The following is a 24,208-nucleotide window of genomic DNA, read 5'->3' on the forward strand; positions in this document are numbered from 1 at the left end:
GATGCCCCGGTCAAGCCGGGGCATGACAGCGGCGTGTGGGCTGGCCCCTGCGCTCGCACGAGAGTGGCGCTAGCTTCCCGCCTTCAACGCCTTCTCCATCTGCGGCAACAACACCGTCCGCAAATTCTCCGGCGTGATCGGCCCGACCAGCTTGTAGACGATGGTGCCTTCGCGACCGACGACAAAGGTCTCCGGCACGCCATAGACGCCCCATTCGATCGAGGCGCGGCCGTTGGCGTCGACGCCGACGCGGCCGAACGGGTTGCCGTAGCGCCCCAGGAAGCGCCGCGCGTTGTCGGCGGCATCCTTGTAGTTGATGCCGACGAGCTGGAAGCGCTTGTCTTTTGCCAATTCGGTCAGGAGCGGCGCCTCGTCGTGGCACGGCACGCACCAGGACGCCCAGACATTGACGAGGCTGACCTTGCCCTTGAACGCCGCGGGATCAAGACCAGGGATCTGCGCGTTGGCGGCCTGCAATCCCTCGAGCGGCGGCAGCATGGTTTGCGGCGCGGGCCGTCCGATCAGCGCGGAAGGAATCCGCGAGGGGTCGCCGCTGCCAAGCCGGAACCAGAACAGCAGTGCCAAGCCGATGAAGGCAATCAGCGGCAGCACCATCAGGAAGGTGCGGCGCTGCGGCGGAGCGGACGTCGATTGATCGCTCACGATTGATCTCTCATGCTTGATCTCTCATGGCCGATCCGTCGCGCTACGGCCGGAGCGGCGGGTCACGCCGCTGCGCTCGAGCTCGCGCAGGCGCTGTGTCTGGCTACGATAATCGAGCACGATCCAGCCGATCAGGATCACGACCACGAGGGCGGCCGCGGCATAGGACGTCACGATGAAGGACGCGTAGGGACCGAGCGACATGATCATGCAGCCCCGACTTCTTTTGAAGTGCTGCCTTCACGCGAGCCGGTGCCGACTTCTGAAAACGCCACACGGCTCGCCTGCATCATCTGCAACGAGCGGACGCGCCGGCGCAAAATTTCGTTGCGCATCGCCGCGATATGCAGCGTGACGAACAGCAGGGTGAACGCGATCGCCATCACCAGCAGCGGAATCAGGAACGATCTGTCGAGCGACGAGCCGCCCATCCGCATCACCGAGGCCGGCTGGTGCAGCGTGTTCCACCAGTCGACCGAGAACTTGATGATGGGCAGGTTGATCGCGCCGACCAGCGTCAGCACGGCGGCGGCGCGCGCCGCGCGGGAGGGCTCGTCGACCGCGCGCCACAGCGCCATCAGGCCGAGATACATCAGGAACAGGATCAGCACCGAGGTCAGCCGCGCGTCCCATTCCCAATAGGTGCCCCACATCGGCCGGCCCCACAGCGATCCCGTCAGCAGCGCAAGGAAGGTGAAGGCGGCGCCGATCGGAGCGGCCGCCTTGGCGGCGACGTCGGCGAGCGGATGCCGCCACACCAGCGTGCCCAGCGAGGCGATGCTCATCACGCCCCACACGAACATCGACAGCCAGGCATTGGGCACGTGGATGAACATGATCTTCACCGTCGCGCCCTGCTGGTAGTCGTCGGGCGCGGTGGCGGATTGATAGAGCCCGATCGCCAGCAGGATGATGGTCGCGGCCGCGAGCCACGGCAGCAGCCGCGCCGTCAGCGCGAGGAACCGTGTGGGGTTGGCGAGGTCGATCAGCGTCATGGTATCCTGATAATCACAGGTAAGCGCTCACGCAATCAGCACGAATGTCCGTAGCGAAAGTTGATCGGGGTCAAGGTCAGTCCAGTCCATCTCAGTCGAGTCCGTGCTTCAGGCTCGCCGCGGCCGCGAAGGGGCCGATCACGAGGCTGACCAGTGACAGCGCGCACAGGATCGAGAACGGCGCGCCGAACGTCATGGGACCGACGATCGCCGCCTGCGAGGCCGCAACGCCGAAGATCAGCACCGGAATCGACAGCGGCAGCACCAGGACGGCCATCAGCAAGCCGCCACGATGCAGCGTCACCGCCAGCGCCGCACCGATCATCCCGGTAAACGTCAGCGCCGGGGTGCCGGCGAGCAGCGTCAGCGCCACAGCGCCGGTTGCGACCATGTCGAGGTTGAGCAGCAGCCCGAGCACCGGGGTTGCGACGATCAGCGGCAGGCCGGCGGCCAGCCAATGCGCCAGCGCTTTCGCCGCGCAGGCGAGTTCCAGCGGGGTCCGGCTCATCGTGATCAGGTCGAGCGAGCCGTCCTCGTGGTCAGCCATGAACAGCCGGTCCAGCGTCAGAAGGCTCGCCAGCAGCGCCCCCAGCCACAGGATCGCCGGCCCGAGCCGCGACAGCAGTGCCAGATCCGGCCCGACTGCAAACGGCATCAGCACCACCACGGTCAGGAAGAACAGCACGCCAATCAACGCTCCGCCGCCGACGCGGAGCGCGATCCGGATGTCCCGGCGAATGAGGGCAGATAGGGCGGTCATGGGGGGCTCCCATCGTGCCTCAGGCACGGTGCGCTCCCTCCCCCGCTTGCGGGGGAGGGTTGGGGAGAGGGTGTCTCGACAACGAAGATTCCCCCAGAGGAGAGAACCCTCACCCGGCGCTGCGCGCCGACCTCTCCCGCAAGCGGGAGAGGCGGGGGAGCCCGCGGCGACGACTGCGTCTCGGGTGCGAGAGCGGCACCCAGCCGCTCGGAAAGCTGAGGGTTGATCGAAATCATGCCGCACCCCCGATCCGCAGCTCTCGCGAATCGATCCCGAGCGGGGCGTGGGTGGCGGCGATGATCAGGCCGCCGCGGCTGAGGTGCTCGCGCATCAATCCGGAAAACATGTCCTGGCCGCCGACATCCAGCGCCGTGGTCGGCTCGTCCAGCAGCCAGACCGGTCGGCGGACGGTCAGCAGGCGGGCCAGCGAGAGCCGCCGGCGCTGGCCGGCGGACAGGAAGGCGGCGGGCAGATCGGCGGCGTGGTCGAGCCCGACGGTGGCTAGGCTCTCGCCGGCGTCAAAACGCTCGCCGCCGAGAAAATCGGCCCAGAATGTCAGATTCTCCATCACGCTCAGGGCCGGCTTCAGGGCGTCGCGATGACCGAGATAGTGGCATTGCTCCGGCAGCGTCAGCTCGGCATCCCCTCCGTCCAGCGCGATCGTGCCGCCCGCCGGAACGAGCAGGCCCGCGATCAGCCGCAGCAGCGACGTCTTGCCCGATCCGTTGCGGCCCACGACCGCCACGGCTTCGCCGGAGCCGGCCTCGAAATCGAGCCCGGAAAACACCTCGCGCCCGCCCCGCACGCAAATGACCCCGCGTCCGGAAAGCTGCATCTTGCCTCGTATCGATCCGCTCAAAGCCAGGCCTCAGGAAATCTTGGGGTAGCGTATGGGAATTTTTGGCTCGCGGATTGCCGCGGCGCGATTGTGGCTGTGGCGGCGCGGTTAGAAAGCTTCTATAAGCCCGGAACTACTTGATGCAGCAACTCAACCTGCCCCTGCAAGCGGCCCAGCCTGCTCCGCTGACGGTGTTAAAATACCCCTTGCCGGGTATAACTAACAATTGGGATTTTCCTACATGACCTCGCTCGACAGCTTCAAATGCAAAAAGACCCTCAAGGTCGGCGCCAAGACCTATGTCTATTACAGCCTGCCCACGGCGGAGAAGAATGGTCTGAAGGGAATTTCCAAGCTTCCCTATTCGATGAAGGTTCTGCTCGAGAACCTGCTCCGCAACGAGGATGGCCGCACGGTCAAGAAGGAAGACATCGTCGCGGTGTCGAAATGGCTGCGCAAGAAGTCGCTGGAGCATGAGATCGCATTCCGCCCGGCGCGCGTGCTGATGCAGGATTTCACCGGGGTGCCCGCCGTGGTCGATCTCGCCGCGATGCGCAACGCGATGCAGAAGCTTGGCGGCGATGCCGAGAAGATCAATCCGCTGGTGCCGGTCGACCTCGTCATCGACCACTCCGTGATCGTGAACTTCTTCGGTGACAACAAGGCCTTCGGCAAGAACGTCACCGAGGAATACAAGCAGAACCAGGAGCGCTACGAGTTCCTGAAATGGGGCCAGAAGGCGTTCTCGAACTTCTCCGTCGTGCCGCCCGGCACCGGTATCTGCCATCAGGTCAATCTCGAATATCTCTCCCAGACGGTCTGGACCAAGAAGGAGAAGATGACGGTCGGCAAGAAGACCGGCACCTTCGAGGTCGCCTATCCCGACTCGCTGGTCGGCACCGATTCCCACACCACCATGGTCAACGGTCTCGCCGTGCTCGGTTGGGGCGTCGGCGGCATCGAGGCGGAAGCCTGCATGCTCGGCCAGCCGCTGTCGATGCTGCTGCCGACCGTCGTCGGCTTCAAGCTGAAGGGTGCGATGAAGGAAGGCGTCACCGCGACCGACCTCGTGCTGACAGTCACGCAGATGCTGCGCAAGCTCGGCGTCGTCGGCAAGTTTGTCGAATTCTTCGGCCCCGGCCTCGACCATCTCTCGGTCGCCGACAAGGCGACCATCGCCAACATGGCGCCCGAATATGGCGCGACCTGCGGCTTCTTCCCGGTCGATGCCGCCGCGCTCGATTATCTCAAGACCTCCGGCCGCGCCCCGGCGCGCGTCGCGCTGGTGCAGGCCTATGCGAAGGCGCAAGGACTGTTCCGCACCGCCAAGTCGCCCGATCCGGTGTTCACGGAGACGCTGACGCTCGACCTCGGCGACGTCGTGCCCTCGATGGCCGGCCCGAAGCGTCCCGAAGGCCGCATCGCGCTGCCGTCCGTGGCCGAGGGCTTCTCGCTTGCGCTCGCCACCGAATACAAGAAGGCCGACGAGCCGGGGAAGCGCTTTGCCGTCGACGGCAAGAACTTCGACATCGGCCATGGCGACGTCGTGATCGCCGCGATCACCTCCTGCACCAACACCTCGAACCCGAGCGTGCTGATCGGCGCCGGGCTTTTGGCGCGTAACGCCGCCGCAAAGGGCCTCAAGGCAAAGCCGTGGGTGAAGACCTCGCTCGCCCCCGGCAGCCAGGTGGTGGCGGCCTATCTCGCCGATTCCGGTCTCCAGGCCGATCTCGACAAGGTCGGCTTCAACCTGGTCGGCTTCGGCTGCACCACCTGCATCGGTAATTCCGGTCCGCTGCCCGAGGAGATCTCGAAGTCGATCAACGACAACGGCATCGTCGCGGCTGCCGTGCTCTCCGGTAACCGCAACTTCGAAGGCCGTGTCTCGCCGGACGTGCAGGCGAACTATCTGGCCTCGCCGCCGCTCGTGGTCGCCCACGCGCTCGCGGGCAGCGTCACCAAGAATCTCGCCGTCGAGCCGCTCGGTGTAGGCAAGGACGGCAAGCCGGTCTACCTGAAGGACATCTGGCCGACGACGAAGGAGATCAACGCCTTCATGAAGAAGTTCGTGACCGCGGCGATCTTCAAGAAGAAGTATGCCGACGTGTTCAAGGGCGACACCAACTGGCGCAAGATCAAGACGGTCGAGAGCGAGACCTATCGCTGGAACATGAGCTCGACCTATGTGCAGAACCCGCCCTATTTCGAAGGCATGAAGAAGGAGCCGGAGCCGGTCACTGACATCGTCGAGGCCCGCATCCTCGCCATGTTCGGCGACAAGATCACCACCGACCACATCTCGCCGGCCGGTTCGATCAAGCTCACCTCGCCCGCCGGCAAATATCTCAGCGAGCACCAGGTGCGTCCGGCCGACTTCAACCAGTACGGCACGCGGCGCGGCAACCACGAAGTCATGATGCGCGGCACTTTCGCCAATATCCGCATCAAGAACTTCATGCTGAAGGGCGCCGACGGCAACATTCCGGAAGGCGGTCTCACCAAGCACTGGCCCGACGGCGAGCAGATGTCGATCTACGACGCCGCGATGAAGTACCAGCAGGAGCAGGTGCCGCTGGTGGTGTTCGCCGGCGCCGAATACGGCAACGGCTCCTCACGCGACTGGGCCGCGAAGGGCACGCGTCTGCTCGGCGTGCGCGCCGTGATCTGCCAGAGCTTCGAGCGCATCCACCGCTCCAACCTGGTCGGCATGGGAGTGCTGCCGCTGACCTTCGAGGACGGCACCTCCTGGTCGTCGCTCGGTCTGAAGGGCGACGAGAAGGTCACGCTGCGCGGCCTCGTCGGCGACCTCAAGCCGCGCCAGAAGTTGACCGCGGAGATCGTCTCCGGCGACGGTTCGCTGCAGCGCGTTTCGCTGCTCTGCCGCATCGATACGCTGGACGAGCTCGAATACTACCGCAACGGCGGCATCCTGCACTACGTGCTGCGCAAGCTCGCGGCGTAAGCGCGGATTTGTGAACGGTGGCTCACTGCGAAGTGAGTAGTAGGTTACACGAAGGCGGCCTATCACAAGGCCGCCTTCACGCGTTTGCGGCAGGCTTCAGATGGGCCCGCCCGGCGGAGAACCTCTCGCGTTGGACGGTTACTTTGGCGGACGAAAGTGTGAGGCCCGTAAGACTACGGTGACCATCCGGCGGTAAGATTTCCCCTCTCACGTGCAATGGTGTGCGGCGTTCGACATGACAACAATGACGGCTTCTCATCTGGTTTCACGCTGGTCCGGTGCCCTCTGGTCGGGAGCTCTTGGTCTCTGTGCGATCGTCGCCGTCATTCGTCCTGCCGAGGCTGATCCCCGCGCCGTTGTCGAATTGTTTACCTCGCAGGGCTGCTCCTCCTGCCCGCCGGCCGACAAGATCATCGGCGATCTCTCCCGCGATCCCTCGATCATCGCGCTGAGCATGCCGATCGATTATTGGGACTATCTCGGCTGGAAGGACACATTGGCCGATTCGCGCTTCTCCGCACGGCAGCGTGCCTATTCGCGCATGCGCGGCGACCGCGAGGTCTACACGCCGCAGGTCGTGGTCAACGGCTCCACGCATGTCGTCGGCAGCGACCGCACCGGAATCGAAAGCGCGATCGGCAGCACCGACAGGGGCACGGGCGTGATGAGCGTGCCGGTGACGATGTCGCTCGCGGGCAAGCAGATCAACGTCTCGGTGGCCGCGAGCAAGGAGCCGACGGCGTCCCACGGCGAAGTCTGGATCTGCTCGATTGCGAAGTCGGTGCCGATCGCGATCAGCCGTGGCGAAAACCGCGGACAGCAGGTCATCTATCACAACGTGGTGCGCAACCTGCTCAAGGTCGGCGACTGGACCGGCCGTCCGGAAAGCTGGACGGTGCCGATCGAGAACCTCACGCGCGACGGCGTCGACGGTGCCGTGGTCTATGTCCAGGACGGCAGCCGGGAAAAGCCGGGGCCGATGCTGGGCGCGGCGTACACGTCGCTGCACTGATTCGCACACTTCGAATCTTCCGACTCAAGCACACTCTCAATCCTCATGGTGAGGAGGCGCGTCAGCGCCGTCTCGAACCATGCAGGCCCCGCTGATGCAGCTCGGCCTCGATCCTTCGAGACGCCGCGCGAAGAGCGCGGCTCCTCAGGATGAGGGGAGAGAGTGTGCGGTGATGGAAAAGAGGTCGAGACAGCAACATCCCGACACAAACAAAAAAGGACCAACTCGCGTTGGCCCTCCTTGTCGTGCGAACAGACCCGATCCTAACGGCCCCGGGGGGCTGGGGGCTGAGGAATCCGGAACCGAAAGGACCGGGTCAACGCACATAGGTCTTTTCGCAATGCAGGGCGGCAGTCGCTTGGCGGAAAAGCGGCGACACTATGATTCCTGCTAACGATCCCGTGACGGTTTGCCGCGACAGAGTTCCACCGCTGCGTGTGGGCGGTTTGCTCCGGATTCCAAAGTCCTTTCAAGGGCCCTTGCAGTGGGGAACAGTTGGCGCAATCATGCAACTGTCATGATCCGCGGTTCCGGGGACGGTCTTCGCGGACGCGGTCATGCTGATGCGACAGGAGGCGCTCTATGAGTCTGTCGGAGGATGCCGATCCGAGCGAACAGCGCGCGGCGGTGCGCCCCACCGCTTCGAATGCGCAACTGAGCCGCGTGACGTTCAACCGGCTCGAGCTGCACCGTATTCTCAATCTCTACGGCCGGATGGTCGCCGACGGCGAGTGGCGCGACTATGCCATCGACTTCCTCAGGGATCGCGCCGTGTTCTCGGTCTTTCGCCGCGCCTCTGAAGTGCCGATCTATCGCATCGAGAAGGATCCGCGCCTCGCGCGCAAACAGGGCATGTACAGCGTGATCTCGGCGACGGGCTTGATCCTGCGCCGCGGCCACGAGCTCGAGCGCGTGCTCCTGGTGATCGATCGCAAGCTGGCGGTGGTGTGAGCACCCCCGTCATTCCGGGGCGCGACGAAGTCGCGAACCCGGAATCTCGATATTGTTCGCCCACAACTTCTGGATTCCGGGTTCGCGCTGCGCGCGTCCCGGAATGACGGTAGCCCCTACTTCCCCGGCACGGTACTCGCGCCCTCACCAAGCTCCCGCTGCATCATCACGGTGTCCAGCCAGCGGCCGAATTTCAACCCGACGCTGGGATGCGTGCCGATCATCTTGAAACCGGCCTTGGTGTGCACGCCGATCGAGCCGGCATTGGCGGAATCGCCGATCACGGCGATCATCTGGCGGAAGCCGCGCGCCTCGCATTCGACGATCAGCCGCTCCAGCAGAAGCGCCCCGATGCCGCGGCGGTGGAAGGACGGATCGAGATAGATCGAGTTCTCGACCGTGAAGCGGTAGGCCGGCCGCGGCCGGTAGGCGCCGGCATAGGCGTAGCCGGCGACGCGCCCGTCGAGGATGGCGACGAAATAGGGATAGCCGCCGTCGACCAGCGCGCGGTAGCGCCGCATCATCTCGGCGAGGTCGGGCGGTGCCAGCTCGAACGTCGCGGTGCCCTCGCGGACGGCCTGCTGGTAAATGGCGGTGATGGCGGGAAGGTCGGCCTCGGTGGCGGGCCTGATTTCGGGTGCTGACATGGGGCCAGATTAGAGCCTTCCCGGGACGCCCGGAAGAGCCTCCGCATCGTCATTGCGAGCGTAGCGAGGCAATCCAGAAATGCATCTGTGGAGGGACTCTGGATTGCTTCGTCGCAAGAGCTCCGAAGCGAGGCAGCCCTTGTAGCCCGGATGGAGCGCAGCGAAATCCGGGGCAGGCGCGTCCGCCGATACGACGTTCCCGGATTGCGCTTCGCTCCATCCGGGCTACGGGAGCGGTGCTCCCCGCCGCAAACAAAAACCCCGGCCTTTCGGCCGGGGTTGGTGTCGTCCACTCTGGGCTGGCGCTTAGTCGCGCTGGCCGAGGAGCTGCAGCAGCAGCGTGAACAGGTTGATGAAGTTCAGGTACAGCGACAGCGCGCCGGTGATGGCCGCACGCTCTGCGATGTCACCGCCGGCCGAGGCGTAGCCGTAGATGTAGTCGTTCTTCAGCCGCTGGGTGTCCCAGGCGGTGAGGCCCGCGAACACCAGCACGCCGACCACTGACACCACGAACTGCAGCACCGAGCTCGCCAGGAACAGGTTCACCAGGCTCGCGATCACGATGCCGATCAGGCCCATGAACAGGAACGAGCCCATTCCGCTCATGTCACGCTTGGTGGTGTAGCCGTAGAGGCTGAGCGCGCCGAAGGTCGCCGCGGTGATGAAGAACACCCGCACGATCGAGGTGTGTGTGAACACCAGGAAGATCGAGGACAGCGAGATGCCCATCAGCGCCGCGAACACCCAGAACAGGATCTGGGCGGTCGAGGGAGCGAGACGGTTGATGCCTGCCGAGATCACGAACACCATGGCGAGCGGCGCGAGCATGAACAGCCACTTCAGGGGGCTGACGAACATCGCGTAGCCGAAGGGCGTCAGGAACAGCTTGCCGACGCGGACGGCTTCCGGGGTCGGAACATCCGTCACGGCGGCCATGTAGACGCCGAGCGCGGCCAAGCCGGTGATGGCCAGGCCGATGCTCATGTAGTTGTAGATGCGCAGCATATAGGCGCGCAGGCCGGCATCGACCGTCGCGGCGTCAACACGCCCGGCGGCCCTGCCGAAAGGAGAAGCGTAGTTACGGTCTAGGTCCGACATGGTCGAATTCCCGTTGGTTGGTCCGGTCCGGCATGAGGGTCGCCATGCCGCCGGTTCGTCAAATTCTATCTCGGATACCGACGTCTGCCGACTAAATTTTGGCTAACAATCGGGACTCCGAACCCACTCGATATGTGGGAAACTAACACATCCGCTGCAACCTTCCACGCGCGGCTGAATGTCGCCCTCGCGCGCAATCCTGGCGAGCAGACGTGGTTAATCGCTGGAATCGTGCGATTTGGCTCCCGCGCAGCCGCCCGCTACCATTTGTCACAAATTCCGCAACACCGTGGCGGGCTTTTTGTTCAACGCTAGGAGCGTGCCCGCGAGCCCCAGCCCGACCGTGACGACCAAGGCAGCCGCGACCACGCCGGCTGCGCTGCCGCCCTGCCAGACGAAAGTGAGGGTCATCAGCCGGGTCACGATCATCCAGGCCGCGACGCTGCCGGCGAAAACGCCGAACACGGCGGTGGCAAGTCCGATCAGGAGGTATTCGAGCGCATAGGCGCCGAGCAGCCGCAGCCGGGTCGCGCCCAGGGTCTTGAGGATCACCGCATCGTAGACCCTGTGACGATGGCCGGCGGCGAGCGCGCCGCCCAACACCAGGATTGCCGAGATCAGGGTCACAGCGCTGGCGCCGCGGATTGCCAGCGCCAGATTGGTCACGACCGAGCCGACCGTCTCCATCACCTCGCGCACGCGCACGCTCGTCACCATCGGATAGGCGTCGGCGACCTCCCTGATGATCTTGCCGTCGCCGGCAGGATCGCCGCCGGCTTCCGTCAGCGTCGCGATGTGGGTGTGCGGCGCGCCCTTGAATGCGTTGGGGGAGAACACGAGGACGAAATTGATGCCGAGGCCCTGCCAGTCGATGGTGCGCAGATTGCTGATCTTCGCGGGGATGTCGCGGCCGAGGATGTTGACCACGACCTCGTCGCCGAGCTTGAGGCCGAGTCCGTCCGCGATCTTCTTCTCCATCGAAACGAGTGGCGGGCCGGCATAATCGGCGCTCCACCACTCGCCCTCGACCACCTTGGAGCCCTTCGGCAGATCGGCGGTATAGGTCAGGCCACGGTCGCTCTGCAGAACCCACTCGGAATCGGTGCTGGGCTTGAGCTCCTCGGCGCGGACGCCACGGGCTCCGACGATCCGCCCGCGCAGCATCGGCACGTCGTCGACCGTCGCGCCAGGGGCGATCTGGCGCAGATATGAGTCGAACTGCTCGGCCTGCGTGCTCGGAATGTCGATGAAGAAGAACGATGGCGCGTGCTCGGGCAGCGCCGCCAGGAACTGCCGGCGCAGATTGCCGTCGATCTGGGTGATGGTGACGAGCACGGCGAGCCCGAGGCCCAGCGACAGCACGACCGAGGGCGTCAGCGCGCCCGGCCGGTGGATGTTGGCAATCGCAAGTCGCAGCATCGGCCACCGCGTGCGCGGCAGCCGCCGGGCGATCGTCATCAGCAGGGCGGCAATGCCGCGCAGCAGCGCGAACACGACCACGGAGGAGGCCACGAACACCGCGGCGATGCGCTTGTCGAAGGACAGGCCGATCACCACCGCGATGAGCAGCGCGATCACGACGGCCATGAAGACGAGATAGCTCCAGCGTGGCCGATGCCATTCGGAGCTGATGGTGTCGCGAAACAGCGCGGCCACCGGCACGTCGTGCACGCGCCCGAGCGGCCACAGGCCGAAGGCAAGCGCCGTGAGCAGCCCGTAGACGAACGACAGCGCGAGCTCGTCGGCATGCACCGCCGGCACCACCGGCAGCGGCAGCAGCTTGCCGAACAGGCCGACGATCGCGAACGGCATGGCGGCGCCGAGCGCGAGTCCGATCACCGAGCCGATCGCGGCGAGCAGGAGAACCTGGGCGAGATAGATGCCGAACACGTCGCGCCCGGTGGCGCCGACAGCCTTGAAGGCCGCGATCACCTCCAGCTTGTGGTCGATATGGGCCTTGACGGCATTGGCGACGCCGACACCGCCGACCAGCAGTGCGGCGAGGCCGACCAGCGTCAAAAACTGCGTGAAGCGGTTGATGTTGCGCTCGAGCTGCGGCGAGGCATTGGAGCGGCTGCGGACCTCCCAGCCGGCCTGCGGCGCGGCGTTGCGGGCGTCCGCGATGAAGGCGTCGGTGGCGCGCTCGCTATTGGCGATCTCCGGCAGCTTCACACGGTAGACCCAGCGCACCAGGCTGCCGGGCTGGACCAGCCCTGTGGCGCGCAGGCCCGCCTCGCTGATCAGGAAGCGCGGGCCGAAGCCGATGCCGCCGGCGAGCTTGTCGGGCTCGGCTTCGACGGCGCTGCGGATCTGGAACGTCGCGGCCCCGACGGTGACGCGATCGCCGGTCTTGAGCGACAAACGCGCCAGCAGGGTCGGATCGGCGGCCGCGCCGAACGCGCCGTCGCGCTCCGCGAGCAGGTCGGACATCGGCAGCGGTGGCGCCAGCGTCAACTGGCCCAGCATCGGATAGGTGTCGTCGACCGCCTTCATCTCGACCAGCGCCAGCTTGCCCTCGGCCGAGCGCGCCATGCCGCGCAGTGTGGCGGCGCTCGAGACGGTGCCGCGCGAACGCAGGAAGGCGACTTCCTCCGGCTTCGCCTCGCGCTGAAACAGGACGAACGATACGTCGCCGCCGAGCAGGGTACGGCCCTCGCGGGCGAGGCCGTCGCTCAGGCTCGCGGAGACCGAGCCGACGCCGGCGATGGCCATCACGCCGAGCGCGATGCAGGCAATGAAGACGTAGAAGCCGCGCAGGCCGCCGCGCAATTCGCGCAGCGCGTAGCGCAGCGACAGCGCGACGCCGTTGGGCCTCGTGAACGGTTCGGCGACAGCGCTCATGCGGGCGCCGACTGCGTGTCGATGCGCCCGGAGCGCAGGCGGATCACGCGATCGCAGCGATGCGCGAGCGAGGAATCATGCGTGACCAGCACCAGCGTCATGCCGCGCTCGGCATGCTTGCTGAACAGGAGGTCGACGATCTGTTGTCCCGTGGCTTCGTCGAGATTTCCGGTGGGCTCGTCGGCAACGAGGATCGCGGGATCGGGCGCCAGCGCGCGGGCCAGCGCGACGCGCTGCTGCTCGCCGCCGGAGAGCTGCGTCGGATAATGATGCAGACGGTCGCCGAGCCCGACCGATTGCAGCTCCTGCGCCGCGCGCTTTGCGGCGTCGGGATTGCCGGCGAGCTCGAGCGGCACCGCGACGTTCTCCAGCGCGGTCATGGTCGGAATCAAATGGAAGGACTGGAAGACGATGCCGACCTGGCGGCCGCGGAAGCGGGCCAGCGCGTCCTCGTCGAGGGCATTGAAAGGCGTGCCGCTGACCACCACCTCTCCGCTATCAGGACGCTCCAGCCCCGCCATTACCATCAGCAGCGTGGATTTGCCCGAGCCTGACGGGCCGATCAGGCCGATCGTCTCGCTCCGGCCCACGCGCAAGCTGATATCCTTGAGGATGTGAACGCGTGCCGCGCCCGTACCCAATGACAGATTGACGTTGGAGATGGCGATGGTGTCCGCCGAGCTGTCGGCGAGCGAAGAGGAAGAGATACGAGTGTCCATGGTCCGGTCATATGGCAACTCCGCACACGCGGTCGAGAGGCGTTACGGATTGTTCATGCACATAGCCGTGTTGATGTTCGCCTTGATGACGGTCGCAAATCCGGCATGGGCCGAGGCGGCGAAACCGATCAAGCTGGTGGTTCTCGGCGATTCCTTGAGCGCCGGCCTCGGCCTCCCGGCCCAGCAAGCGTTCCCCACAAGGCTCCAAAAAGCCTTACAAGACAAAGGCATAGAGGTCGACATGACCAATGCCGGGGTGTCCGGCGACACCTCCTCGGGTGGCCGTGACCGGCTCGACTGGTCCGTCTCCGACGGAACCGACGGTGTGATCATCGAACTCGGCGCCAACGATGCGCTGCGCGGCATCGATCCCGATTTGACGCGCGCCGCGCTGACCGAGATCGTCCAGCGCCTCAAGGTGCGCAAGATCGCGGTGATGCTGTGCGGCATGCTGGCGCCGCCGAATTACGGCGCGGATTATGCCGCGCGCTTCAATTCGATTTATCCGGACCTGGCGAAAAAATTCGGCGTGCCGCTCTATCCGTTTTTTCTCGACGGTGTCGCGGCCGACGCCAAGCTCAACCAGGCCGACGGCATTCATCCGACGGCGCCCGGCGTCGACATCATCGTCAGGAATATCTTGCCCACGGTTGAGGCATTCCTTGGCACGATAGCTGAGCAGCGGCGTTGAAAAGCAGGCAACGCTAACCGTAATTCCCAGGGTTTTACCGGGGTAAGGCGCGCGATGCTTCGCAGGGTCACACAACTGCGATAGGAATTAGGGTACCGGTGATTCGTCGCCGGCTCTAAAATTTGGACATGGTCTTTCCCAAAGGTCATGTCCAAGCATCGGGAGTGCGAAACGATGCCGCGTTTGTTCACTGGTCTGGAAATTCCGGCCGAGATTGGCCAGTCGCTTTCCAATTTGCGGGGCGGCCTTCCCGGCGCCCGCTGGATCGATCCCGAAAATTACCACGTCACCCTGCGCTTCATCGGCAATATCGACGGCATGTCCGCCAACGAAATCGCCTCAATGCTGTTTCGCGTCGACCGCAAGCCGTTCGAGGTGAAGGTGCAGGGTTTGCAGAGCTTCGGCGGACGCAAGCCGCGCGCGGTGGTCGCCACCATCGTGCCGAGCAAGCCACTGATGGAATTGCAGGCCGAGCTCGAGCGCCTGATGCAGCGGATCGGCCTTGACCCTGAGGGCCGCAAGTTCATCCCGCATGTCACGCTGGCCCGGCTGCACGACGCCACCGACCGTGACGTCGCCGACTATCTCTCGCTGCGCGGCTATTTTCCCAGCAAGGCGTTCACGGCCGAACGTTTCGTGCTGTTCTCGTCTCGCGCCTCCACTGGCGGCGGCCCCTATGTGGTCGAGGACGCGTACGAGCTATGTGAGTGAGTCTTCGTCGGGCTCGTTGCGTCGCGCTATCGCGGCGGGGCCACGCCGGGTCTGGCGACGTCGGTCTTCGCGAAGTCCTCGCCCTTGAACAGCAGCGGCTCACTGCGAGTCGTCGCTAGCGCGTAGGAAAAGCAGTCGCCATAGTTCAGCGACGCGGCGTGACGTCCCTTGCCGTAGCGACGCCAGGCGCGCCGTGCCGCATCGGCTTGTCGGGCATCGACCGGCACGATCTCGGCGCCGATCTTGACGAGCCAGAGATCGAACTCGCGCCCGCCCCCGTCACCTAGCCGTGTCTCGATCACCATCGTTGCTTCGAGCACCGTTGCCGCGGAGATCAGGCGGATCGGATCGTCCACGATCAGTCGCTCGATGTCCGCCGCATCGACTTCGTTGAGCGCGATTGCCACGATCGCCGATGTGTCGATCACCATCAGCGCGGCAATCCATGCGCGTCGTATCCGAGAATTTCCTCAGGCGTGCGGTTATCCAAGACGCGCATTTCGCTCCAGCGCCGCCTGATCTCGGCCATGTCTTGAAGCAGCGCGTCTTTGTGAGCTTGTCCGCCGAGCCGGCGTAATCGCTCCTCAATGGCGCGCTTGGTTGCTGTCGTGATGTTTTCGCCGGTCAATTGCGCCAGACTCCGCGCCAATTGCTCCGTTTCGGGGTCCTTGATGCTAAGCGCCATACTGAGGTTCCTTGGTTCCTCAATAGGTATATTCTAGCCCGGCCGAACGCAAGAATAGATCCTTTTGGCGGACCTAGCGCCCATACCTCGCGCTTCGACGCACGCAGGCGATCTGTCCGCGAAGGGCCGAGCGCATAAGCCTTTGCGCCAATACGGAGTTGCAATTTCCGCTCATCTCTGGCGGTAAAGAGCATGCTCTCGACCCCCAGTTCCTCATTCCGCGACGCCTATCAGGCCCAGATCGCGTCCGGCGCGATCGAGCCCGATGCCGCCCAGGCCGAAATCGCCGACGCCTATGCGGCGCTCGACCAGCGGCTCGCCGATTACAAGCCGCAGCGCAAGCAGGGCCTGCTCAGCCGCCTGTTCAGCAGCGACAAGGACGAGGCGCCGCACGGGCTCTACGTCCATGGCGAGGTCGGCCGCGGCAAGACCATGCTGATGGATCTGTTCTTCCAGCACTCGACCGTCGAGCACAAGCGGCGCGCGCATTTCCACGAATTCATGGCCGAGGTGCACGAGCGCATCTACGATTATCGCCAGGGCATCGCGCGCGGCGAGATTGGCGACGGCGACGTCATCGCGCTGACGGCGCATGCGATCTTCGAGGAGAGCTGGCTGCTCTGTTTCGACGAATTCCACGTCACCGACATCGCGGATGCGATGATCCTGGGCCGCCTGTTCGCAAAGCTGCTGGAGCTCGGCACCGTGGTGGTCGCGACCTCCAACGTCGCGCCTGACGACCTCTACAAGGGCGGTCTGAACCGTTCGCTGTTCCTGCCCTTCATCCGGCAGATCACCGACCACATGGACGTGCTGCGGCTCGACGCGCGCACCGACTTCCGGCTGGAAAAACTTCAGGGCGTGCCGATGTGGCTGACGCCGGCAGACACCGAGGCGGACACCGCGCTCGATCGCGCCTGGTCGAAGATGTCGGGCGGCGCCAAATGCAAGTCGCGCGATATTTCGATCAAGGGCCGCATCCTGCACGTGCCGTGCTCGGCCCACGGCGTGGCGCGCTTCACGTTCGCCGATCTCTGCGAGCAGCCGCTCGGCGCATCCGACTATCTCAGACTGGCGCACGACTATCACACCATTCTGGTCGACCATATTCCAGTGATGGACATCTCTCAGCGCAACGCCGCCAAGCGTTTCATCACGCTGATCGACACGCTCTATGACAATGCCGTGAAGCTGATGGCCTCGGCCGATGCCAACCCGATCTCGCTCTATCTTGCCAACGAAGGCAGCGAGGCCAACGAGTTCAAGCGCACCGCCTCGCGCCTGATCGAAATGAGTTCGGAATCCTATCTGGCGCTGCCCCACGGCCGCAAGGATTCCACCGCCAGCGGCTCGACCAAGGGGTTGGTGGAGACTTAAAGGGCTTGGTCGAGACTTAAGTCCTATTTGCCAGCGCGGTCATTCCGGGCTCGCGCCTCGCGACGCCCCGGGAATGACGAGGTTGCGCCCGAATACGCGGCAAGCCCGACAATTGGGCAACCCGCGACTTGAACGGGGGAGGCGAAAGGGATAACCACCCGTCTCAGTTTTCCCCTCCTTACGTGTCTAAAGGACAGGCTCACATGGCGCGCGACAAGATTGCTTTGATTGGCTCCGGTCAGATCGGCGGAACGCTGGCTCATCTCATCGGCCTGAAAGAGCTGGGCGATGTGGTGATGTTCGACATCGCCGAGGGCGTGCCGCAGGGCAAGGCGCTCGACATCGCGCAGTCCTCGCCGGTCGACGGCTTTGACGCGCACTACACCGGCGCGAACTCCTACGAGGCGCTCGACAACGCAAAGGTCTGCATCGTCACCGCAGGCGTGCCGCGCAAGCCCGGCATGAGCCGCGACGACCTCCTCTCCATCAACCTCAAGGTCATGGAGCAGGTCGGCGCCGGCATCAAGAAGTATGCGCCCGACGCCTTCGTCATCTGCATCACCAACCCGCTCGACGCGATGGTCTGGGCGCTGCAGAAGGCTAGCGGCCTCCCGCACAAGAAGGTCGTCGGCATGGCCGGCGTGCTGGATTCGTCGCGCTTTCGCTACTTCCTGGCCGACGAGTTCAACGTTTCGGTCGAAGACGTCACCGCCTTCGTGCTGGGCGGCCATGGCGACACCATGGTGCCGCTGGTAAAATACTCCACCGTCGCCGGCATCCCGCTACCCGATCTCGTCAAGATGGGCTGGACCTCGCAGGCGCGCCTCGACGAGATCGTCGACCGCACCCGCAACGGCGGTGCCGAGATCGTCAATCTGCTCAAGACCGGCTCGGCCTTCTACGCGCCGGCGGCCTCCGCGATCGCGATGGCCGAGAGCTATCTGCGTGACAAGAAGCGCGTGCTGGCCTCGGCCGCCTACCTGAACGGCGAATACGGCGTGAAGGACATGTATGTCGGCGTGCCCGTCGTGATCGGCTCCAAGGGTGTCGAGCGCGTCGTCGAGATCGAGCTCGTCGGCAAGGACCGCGAAGCCTTCGACAAATCGGTCGGCGCAGTGCAGGGTCTGGTCGACGCCTGCAAGAAGATCGCACCCGATCTTCTGGGCCGCTAAACCCAACAATTCCCGCCGAAGATCGAAAACCCGGTCTTCGGCGGTTTCACTTCCGAGCCCCGGCTGCAGCTCTTGTTGCAGGCTTGGCGGGCTCGGATCGGCAGTCCAGAGATCGATGTCAGAGAATCCGGGTTGCAGTTCCTGTGGTATATGGTATGCCAGCCACAAGACTGAGGTGGGCCTACGAGGTCACCGCCCGCGGGTTCAGGGAGCGACCATATGAATATCCATGAATATCAGGCCAAAGCGCTGCTGAACGAGTTCGGCGTCGCGATCTCCAAGGGCGTTCCGGTCCTGAAGGCGGCCGATGCGGATGCGGCGGCAAAGGCCCTCCCGGGCCCGGTCTGGGTCGTGAAGAGCCAGATCCACGCCGGCGGCCGCGGCAAGGGCAAGTTCAAGGAGGCCTCGGCCGGCGACAAGGGCGGTGTGCGCATCGCCAAGTCGGCCGCGGAGGTTTCCGAATTCGCCAAGCAGATGCTCGGCGCCACGCTCGTCACCGTCCAGACCGGCCCCGCCGGCAAGCAGGTCAACCGCCTCTACATCGAAGATGGCTCCGACATCGACAAGGAATTCTACCTGTCGATCCTGGTCGACCGCGAGACCTCCCGCGTCTCCTTCGTGGTGTCGACCGAGGGCGGCGTCAACATCGAGGACGTCGCGCACAACACGCCTGAGAAGATCGTGACCTTCTCGATCGATCCCGCGACCGGCATCATGGGCCATCACGGCCGCACCGTCGCGAACGCGCTAAAACTCTCCGGCGATCTCGCCAAGCAGGCCGAGAAGCTCACCGCGCAGCTCTATGCGGCCTTCGTCGCCAAGGACATGTCGATGCTGGAGATCAACCCGCTGGTCGTGACCAAGCAGGGTCAGCTCCGCGTGCTCGACGCCAAGGTGTCGTTCGACGACAACGCCCTGTTCCGTCACCCCGAGGTGCTCGCGCTGCGCGACGAGACCGAGGAAGACGCCAAGGAAATCGAGGCGTCGAAATACGACCTCAACTACGTCACCCTCGACGGCAATATCGGCTGCATGGTCAACGGCGCCGGTCTCGCGATGGCGACGATGGACATCATCAAGCTCTACGGCATGGCGCCGGCGAACTTCCTCGACGTCGGCGGCAGCGCCAGCAAGGAAAAGGTCGCGGCCGCCTTCAAGATCATCACCGCGGACCCGAACGTGAAGGGCATCCTGGTCAACATCTTCGGCGGCATCATGAAGTGCGACGTGATCGCCGAGGGCGTCACGGCCGCCGTGCGTGAAGTCGGCCTCAGCGTGCCGCTGGTGGTTCGCCTCGAAGGCACCAATGTCGAGCTGGGCAAGAAGATCATCCGTGAATCCGGCCTGAACGTGGTGCCGGCCGACAATCTCGACGACGCCGCGCAGAAGATCGTGAAGGCCGTCAAGGGAGGCTGAGGCCATGACCCAGGACCATCTCGCTGCATCGTCCCCGCTGCCGGAGCACGCGCGTCTTGCCGCGTTCGCCGGTGAATGGAATGGCGAAGAGGTGGTCTTTCCGTCGCGCTGGACGGAGGGCGGGACGGCGACCTCTCACGTCGTGGCCCACATGGATCTCAACGGCTTCTATCTGATCCAGGACTCGGTCCAGACCCGCGACGGCAAGCAGAGCTTCGCCACCCACGGCATCTTCACCTTCGACCGCGAAGACCGGACCTACAAATTGTTCTGGTACGATTCGCTCGGCTACACGCCGCCCTCGCCCGCCTCCGGCGGGTGGGTCGGCAAAACCCTGACGCTGGTGCGCGGCTCGCTCCGCGGCAATGCGCGCCACGTCTACGAAATCATCGACGACGATTCCTATTCGTTGAAGATCCAGTTCTCGCCGGACGCGGAAGGCTGGGCCGACGTGCTCACCGGCGTCTACCGCCGCATCCACTGACCTCTCACTCGTTAGTTTCGCGAAAGCAGACCTCATGTCCATCCTGATCGACAAGAACACCAAGGTCATCTGCCAGGGCTTTACCGGCAAGAACGGCACGTTCCATTCGGAGGCCGCGATTGCCTATGGCACCAAGATGGTCGGCGGCACTTCGCCGGGCAAAGGCGGCGCGACGCATCTGGGCCTGCCGGTGTTCGACACCGTGCGCGAGGCGCGTGAGAAGACCGGCGCCGATGCATCGGTGATCTACGTGCCGCCGCCGGGCGCGGCCGATGCGATCTGCGAAGCCATCGACGCCGAGATCCCGCTGATCGTCTGCATCACGGAAGGTATCCCGGTCATCGACATGGTCCGGGTGAAGCGTTCGCTGGCCGGCTCCAAGTCGCGCCTGATCGGACCGAACTGCCCGGGCGTCATGACCGCCGGCGAGTGCAAGATCGGCATCATGCCGGCCAACATCTTCAAGACCGGCAGCGTCGGCATCGTTTCCCGCTCCGGCACCCTGACCTACGAAGCCGTGTTCCAGACTACCCAGGAAGGCCTCGGCCAGACCACGGCGGTCGGCATCGGCGGCGATCCGGTCAAGGGAACCGAGTTCATTGACGTGCTGGAAATGTTGCTCGGCGACCCCAAGACCGAGTCGATCATCATGATCGGCGAGATCGGCGGTTCCGCCGAGGAGGATGCCGCCCAGTTCCTCAAGGACGAGGCCAAGCGCGGCCGCAAGAAGCCGATGGTCGGTTTCATCGCCGGTGTCACGGCCCCTCCCGGCCGCCGCATGGGCCACGCCGGCGCGATCATTTCGGGCGGCAAGGGCGACGCCGGTTCCAAGACCGACGCGATGAAATCGGCTGGAATTACAGTGTCCCCGTCTCCCGCTCGCCTGGGCCACACGCTTGCCGAAAAATTGAAAGCCTGATTCACACCTTCGTAATTTTCCGGGCGAAGTTTCGCAGCAAATAGGGTAAATGGTGCCTGTCGCGCTGGTCCTCTGCCGGGGAGCCCAGCGCCAGCGCCGTTTGTTATGCGCGAACCGAAATCGCCAGGAACTCAAGTATGTCTCGCCAAGACGCGAACGCAGCCTTTGCCCTCTCCTCCTTTTTGCAGGGCACCAACGCCACCTACATCGACGAAATCTACGCCCGCTACGAGAAGGACCCGTCCTCGGTCGATGCCGAGTGGCAGGAATTCTTCAAGAGCCTCAACGACCAGCCGGGTGACATGAGCAAGAACGCCCAAGGCCCCTCCTGGGAGCGTGCCAACTGGCCGCTGACCCCGCAGGACGATCTGACCTCCGCGCTCGACGGCAATTGGGCGGAAGTCGAGAAGACGGTCGGTGCCAAGATCGCCGCCAAGGCGCAGGCCAAGGGTGGCGACAAGGCTGGCGACAAGGGCGGCGGCCTCTCCTCCGCAGACCTGCTCCAGGCCACGCGCGACTCGGTCCGCGCCCTGATGCTGATCCGCTCCTACCGCATGCGCGGCCACTTCCACGCCAAGCTCGATCCCCTCGGCATCGAAGCCCAGCGCAATCGCGAAGAGCTCGATCCCCGTACCTACGGCTTCAGCGAAGCCGATTTCGACCGCAAGATCTTCCTCGACCATGTGCTCGGTCTCGAATACGCCAGCTTGCGCGAAATCACCGCGATCTGTGAGCGCACCTACTGCCAGACGCTCGGCGTCGAGTTCATGCACATCACCAACGCGGCGCAGAAGGCGTGGATCCAGGAGCGCATCGAGGGGCCGGACAAGGAAATCTCGTTCACCCGCGAAGGCCGCCGCGCCATCCTGATGAAGCTGGTCGAAGCCGAAGGCTTCGAGAAGTTCTGCGACACCAAGTTCACCGGCACCAAGCGCTTCGGCCTGGACGGTGCTGAATCGCTGATCCCCGCGCTCGAGCAGATCATCAAGCGCGGCGGCAATCTCGGCGTGAAGGAGGTCGTGCTCGGCATGCCGCATCGCGGCCGCCTCAACGTGCTGACCCAGGTGATGGGCAAGCCGCATCGCGCGCTGTTCCACGAGTTCAAGGGCGGTTCGGCCAATCCTGATGCGGTCGAAGGCTCGGGCGACGTCAAATATCACCTCGGCGCGTCCTCGGATCGCGAGTTCGACGGCAACCGCATCCATCTGTCGCTGACCGCCAACCCCTCGCATCTCGAGATCGTCGATCCCGTCGTGCTCGGAAAAGTCCGCGCCAAGCAGGATCAGCACGGCGATCCGCCGGACCAGCGCATCTCCGTGATGCCGCTGCTGATGCATGGCGACGCAGCGTTTGCCGGCCAGGGCGTGGTCGCGGAATGCTTCGGCCTGTCGGACCTGAAGGGCTACCGCACCGGCGGCTCGGTGCACTTCATCGTCAACAACCAGATCGGCTTCACCACCTATCCGCGTTATTCCCGTTCCTCACCGTATCCGTCGGATGTGGCGAAGATGATCGACGCGCCGATCTTCCACGTCAACGGCGACGATCCGGAAGCCGTCGTGTTCGCGGCCAAGGTCGCGACCGAGTTCCGGCAGAAATTCCACAAGCCCGTCGTCATCGACATGTTCTGCTACCGCAGGCATGGCCATAACGAGGGCGACGAGCCGGCTTTCACCCAGCCGGTGATGTACAAGAAGATCGCGGCCCATCCGTCGACGCTCGAGCTCTACGCCCGGCGCCTGATCAACGAAGGCGTACTGACAGAGGGCGAGGTCGAGAAGGCCAAGGCGGACTGGCGCGCGCGGCTCGATGCCGAGCTCGAAGCCGGCTCCGGCTACAAGCCCAACAAGGCCGACTGGCTCGACGGCAAATGGGCCGGCTTCAAGATCGCCGATCAGGAAGAAGATGCGCGGCGCGGCGTCACCGGCGTCGACACCGCCGAACTGAAGGATATCGGCCGCAAGATCACCAAGGTGCCGGATGGTTTCCGCGTCCACCGCACCATTCAGCGCTTCCTCGACAACCGCGCCAAGGCGATCGACACCGGCGCCGGCATCGATTGGGCGACCGGCGAGGCATTGGCGTTCTGCACCCTGCTCAACGAGAACCACCATGTCCGCCTGTCGGGCCAGGATTCCGAGCGCGGCACCTTCTCGCAGCGCCACTCCGTCCTGATCGACCAGGAGGACGAGAGCCGCTACACGCCGTACAACCATCTCGGTCACGAGCAGGGCCATTACGAGGTCATCAATTCGCTGCTGTCGGAAGAAGCGGTGCTCGGCTTCGAGTACGGCTACTCGCTCGCCGAGCCGAACACGCTGACATTGTGGGAAGCCCAGTTCGGCGACTTCGCCAACGGCGCGCAGGTCGTGTTCGACCAGTTCATCTCCTCGGGCGAGCGCAAATGGTTGCGCATGTCCGGCCTCGTCTGCCTCTTGCCGCATGGCTATGAGGGCCAGGGGCCGGAGCACTCCTCGGCGCGTCTGGAGCGTTTCCTGCAGATGTGCGCCGAAGACAACATGCAGGTGGTCTACCCGACCACGCCGGCGAACTATTTCCACGTGCTGCGCCGCCAGCTCCATCGCGAGATCCGCAAGCCGCTGATCGTGATGACGCCGAAGTCGCTGCTGCGTCACAAGCGGGCGGTGTCGCGCCTCGAGGAGCTCGCGAAGGGAACGACCTTCCACCGCATCCTCTATGATGACGCCCAGATGCTGCCGAGCGAACCGATCAAGCTCGTTCCCGACGAGAAGATCCGCCGCATCGTGCTCTGCTCGGGCAAGGTCTATTACGACCTCTACGAGGAGCGCGAGAAGCGCGGCATGGACGATATCTACCTGATGCGCGTCGAGCAGCTCTATCCGGTGCCGCTGAAGGCGCTGGTGGCCGAGCTGTCGCGCTTCAAGAAGGCCGAAGTGGTGTGGTGCCAGGAAGAGCCACGCAACATGGGTGCCTGGCACTTCATCGAGCCCTATCTGGAATGGGTGCTGAACCAGGTGAACGGTGTGAGCCGGCGTCCGCGTTATGTCGGCCGCGCCGCCTCCGCCGCGACCGCCACGGGTCTGATGTCGAAGCATCAGGCGCAGTTGAAGGCGTTCCTGGACGAAGCATTGAGCTGAGAAGTTTTTACACCTCGTCATGCCCCGCCTTGTGCGCAATTGCGCACTGGGGCGGGGCATCCAGTATTCCGCGCCGTCCGTCTTTATCGCGACTGTCACGGCGTACTGGATCGCCCGCATCCGCGGGCGATGACATCTGCACTTATGT

The 24,208-nt window shown here is 64.6% G+C and carries 22 protein-coding genes; 11 read left to right on the forward strand and 11 right to left on the reverse strand.

What is annotated here, in order from left to right; genetic code table 11:
• Window positions 1-69: 69 nt before the first annotated feature.
• From C7G41_RS27970 to ccmA, 5 genes are all read right to left on the reverse strand, one after another.
• On the reverse strand, window positions 70-663 hold the full coding sequence (locus tag C7G41_RS27970; protein WP_106945551.1) for a DsbE family thiol:disulfide interchange protein: 594 nt from the start codon (window positions 661-663) through the stop codon (window positions 70-72).
• A gap of 24 nt (window positions 664-687) precedes the next feature.
• Entirely contained in the window at window positions 688-873 is a 186-nt protein-coding gene (gene ccmD, locus C7G41_RS27975) for a heme exporter protein CcmD (protein WP_106945552.1), read from the reverse strand.
• Complete coding sequence (locus tag C7G41_RS27980; RefSeq protein WP_106945553.1) at window positions 870-1,658, reverse strand: heme ABC transporter permease; 789 nt, start codon at window positions 1,656-1,658, stop codon at window positions 870-872. Before C7G41_RS27980 ends, ccmD begins: the two co-directional genes overlap by 4 nt.
• 91 nt (window positions 1,659-1,749) lie before the next feature.
• Entirely contained in the window at window positions 1,750-2,418 is a 669-nt protein-coding gene (gene ccmB / locus C7G41_RS27985) for a heme exporter protein CcmB (protein ID WP_106945554.1), read from the reverse strand.
• A 232-nt stretch (window positions 2,419-2,650) separates the two neighbouring features.
• The gene (gene ccmA / locus C7G41_RS27990; RefSeq protein ID WP_106945555.1) at window positions 2,651-3,253 is read right to left on the reverse strand and encodes a heme ABC exporter ATP-binding protein CcmA; all 603 of its coding nucleotides are present in this window, start codon (window positions 3,251-3,253) and stop codon (window positions 2,651-2,653) included.
• 244 nt (window positions 3,254-3,497) lie between these two features.
• On the opposite strand from ccmA, the gene acnA reads away from it, so the two are divergent.
• The 3 genes from acnA (at window position 3,498) to C7G41_RS28005 (ending at window position 8,181) form a co-directional block, all read left to right on the forward strand.
• Window positions 3,498-6,218: an aconitate hydratase AcnA gene (gene acnA, locus C7G41_RS27995; RefSeq protein ID WP_106945556.1), complete on the forward strand. Its 2,721-nt coding sequence runs from the start codon at window positions 3,498-3,500 to the stop codon at window positions 6,216-6,218.
• 235 nt (window positions 6,219-6,453) lie between these two features.
• Entirely contained in the window at window positions 6,454-7,230 is a 777-nt protein-coding gene (locus tag C7G41_RS28000; RefSeq protein WP_106945557.1) for a thioredoxin family protein, read from the forward strand.
• 582 nt (window positions 7,231-7,812) lie between these two features.
• Complete coding sequence (locus C7G41_RS28005; RefSeq protein WP_106945558.1) at window positions 7,813-8,181, forward strand: DUF2794 domain-containing protein; 369 nt, start codon at window positions 7,813-7,815, stop codon at window positions 8,179-8,181.
• 116 nt (window positions 8,182-8,297) lie between these two features.
• On the opposite strand, the gene C7G41_RS28010 is transcribed toward C7G41_RS28005, so the two are convergent.
• The 4 genes from C7G41_RS28010 to C7G41_RS28025 form a co-directional block, all read right to left on the reverse strand.
• A complete protein-coding gene (locus C7G41_RS28010; protein WP_106945559.1) occupies window positions 8,298-8,828 on the reverse strand; it encodes a GNAT family N-acetyltransferase in 531 nt (176 codons plus the stop codon).
• 306 nt (window positions 8,829-9,134) lie between these two features.
• The gene (locus C7G41_RS28015) at window positions 9,135-9,926 is read right to left on the reverse strand and encodes a Bax inhibitor-1/YccA family protein (RefSeq protein ID WP_007604312.1); all 792 of its coding nucleotides are present in this window, start codon (window positions 9,924-9,926) and stop codon (window positions 9,135-9,137) included.
• A gap of 270 nt (window positions 9,927-10,196) precedes the next feature.
• Entirely contained in the window at window positions 10,197-12,767 is a 2,571-nt protein-coding gene (locus tag C7G41_RS28020) for an ABC transporter permease (protein WP_106945560.1), read from the reverse strand.
• Window positions 12,764-13,486, reverse strand: a complete 723-nt coding sequence (locus C7G41_RS28025) for an ABC transporter ATP-binding protein (RefSeq protein ID WP_007604314.1) — start codon at window positions 13,484-13,486, stop codon at window positions 12,764-12,766. The genes C7G41_RS28020 and C7G41_RS28025 overlap by 4 nt, the downstream gene beginning before the upstream one ends.
• A 55-nt stretch (window positions 13,487-13,541) precedes the next feature.
• On the opposite strand from C7G41_RS28025, the gene C7G41_RS28030 reads away from it, so the two are divergent.
• Both C7G41_RS28030 and thpR read left to right on the forward strand, forming a co-directional pair.
• The gene (locus C7G41_RS28030; protein ID WP_199198658.1) at window positions 13,542-14,177 is read left to right on the forward strand and encodes an arylesterase; all 636 of its coding nucleotides are present in this window, start codon (window positions 13,542-13,544) and stop codon (window positions 14,175-14,177) included.
• A 174-nt stretch (window positions 14,178-14,351) separates the two neighbouring features.
• On the forward strand, window positions 14,352-14,888 hold the full coding sequence (gene thpR, locus C7G41_RS28035; RefSeq protein WP_007598862.1) for an RNA 2',3'-cyclic phosphodiesterase: 537 nt from the start codon (window positions 14,352-14,354) through the stop codon (window positions 14,886-14,888).
• Between the two features lie 26 nt (window positions 14,889-14,914).
• Here thpR and C7G41_RS28040 read toward each other — a convergent pair whose 3' ends face one another.
• On the reverse strand, window positions 14,915-15,319 hold the full coding sequence (locus tag C7G41_RS28040) for a type II toxin-antitoxin system VapC family toxin (protein WP_106945562.1): 405 nt from the start codon (window positions 15,317-15,319) through the stop codon (window positions 14,915-14,917).
• Entirely contained in the window at window positions 15,319-15,573 is a 255-nt protein-coding gene (locus tag C7G41_RS28045; RefSeq protein WP_106945563.1) for a type II toxin-antitoxin system VapB family antitoxin, read from the reverse strand. The genes C7G41_RS28040 and C7G41_RS28045 overlap by 1 nt, the downstream gene beginning before the upstream one ends.
• Window positions 15,574-15,765: 192 nt before the next feature.
• Between C7G41_RS28045 and zapE the strand changes: the two genes are divergently transcribed.
• From zapE to C7G41_RS28075, 6 genes are all read left to right on the forward strand, one after another.
• Window positions 15,766-16,950 carry a cell division protein ZapE gene (zapE, locus tag C7G41_RS28050; RefSeq protein ID WP_106945564.1) on the forward strand — a complete coding sequence of 395 codons (1,185 nt, stop codon included), beginning with the start codon at window positions 15,766-15,768 and terminating at the stop codon, window positions 16,948-16,950.
• Window positions 16,951-17,153: 203 nt separating this feature from the next.
• Window positions 17,154-18,122: a malate dehydrogenase gene (gene mdh / locus C7G41_RS28055; protein ID WP_007598869.1), complete on the forward strand. Its 969-nt coding sequence runs from the start codon at window positions 17,154-17,156 to the stop codon at window positions 18,120-18,122.
• Between the two features lie 219 nt (window positions 18,123-18,341).
• On the forward strand, window positions 18,342-19,538 hold the full coding sequence (gene sucC, locus C7G41_RS28060; protein ID WP_106945565.1) for an ADP-forming succinate--CoA ligase subunit beta: 1,197 nt from the start codon (window positions 18,342-18,344) through the stop codon (window positions 19,536-19,538).
• Between the two features lie 4 nt (window positions 19,539-19,542).
• Entirely contained in the window at window positions 19,543-20,022 is a 480-nt protein-coding gene (locus C7G41_RS28065; protein WP_007598873.1) for a DUF1579 family protein, read from the forward strand.
• 34 nt (window positions 20,023-20,056) lie between these two features.
• Entirely contained in the window at window positions 20,057-20,941 is an 885-nt protein-coding gene (sucD, locus tag C7G41_RS28070; RefSeq protein WP_007604325.1) for a succinate--CoA ligase subunit alpha, read from the forward strand.
• Window positions 20,942-21,078: 137 nt separating this feature from the next.
• Entirely contained in the window at window positions 21,079-24,060 is a 2,982-nt protein-coding gene (locus C7G41_RS28075) for a 2-oxoglutarate dehydrogenase E1 component (RefSeq protein ID WP_106945566.1), read from the forward strand.
• Window positions 24,061-24,208: the final 148 nt, after the last annotated feature.

Origin of the sequence: Bradyrhizobium sp. MOS002 (assembly GCF_003020115.1) — a bacterium.
In the GTDB taxonomy this organism is placed as follows: Bacteria; Pseudomonadota; Alphaproteobacteria; order Rhizobiales; family Xanthobacteraceae; genus Bradyrhizobium.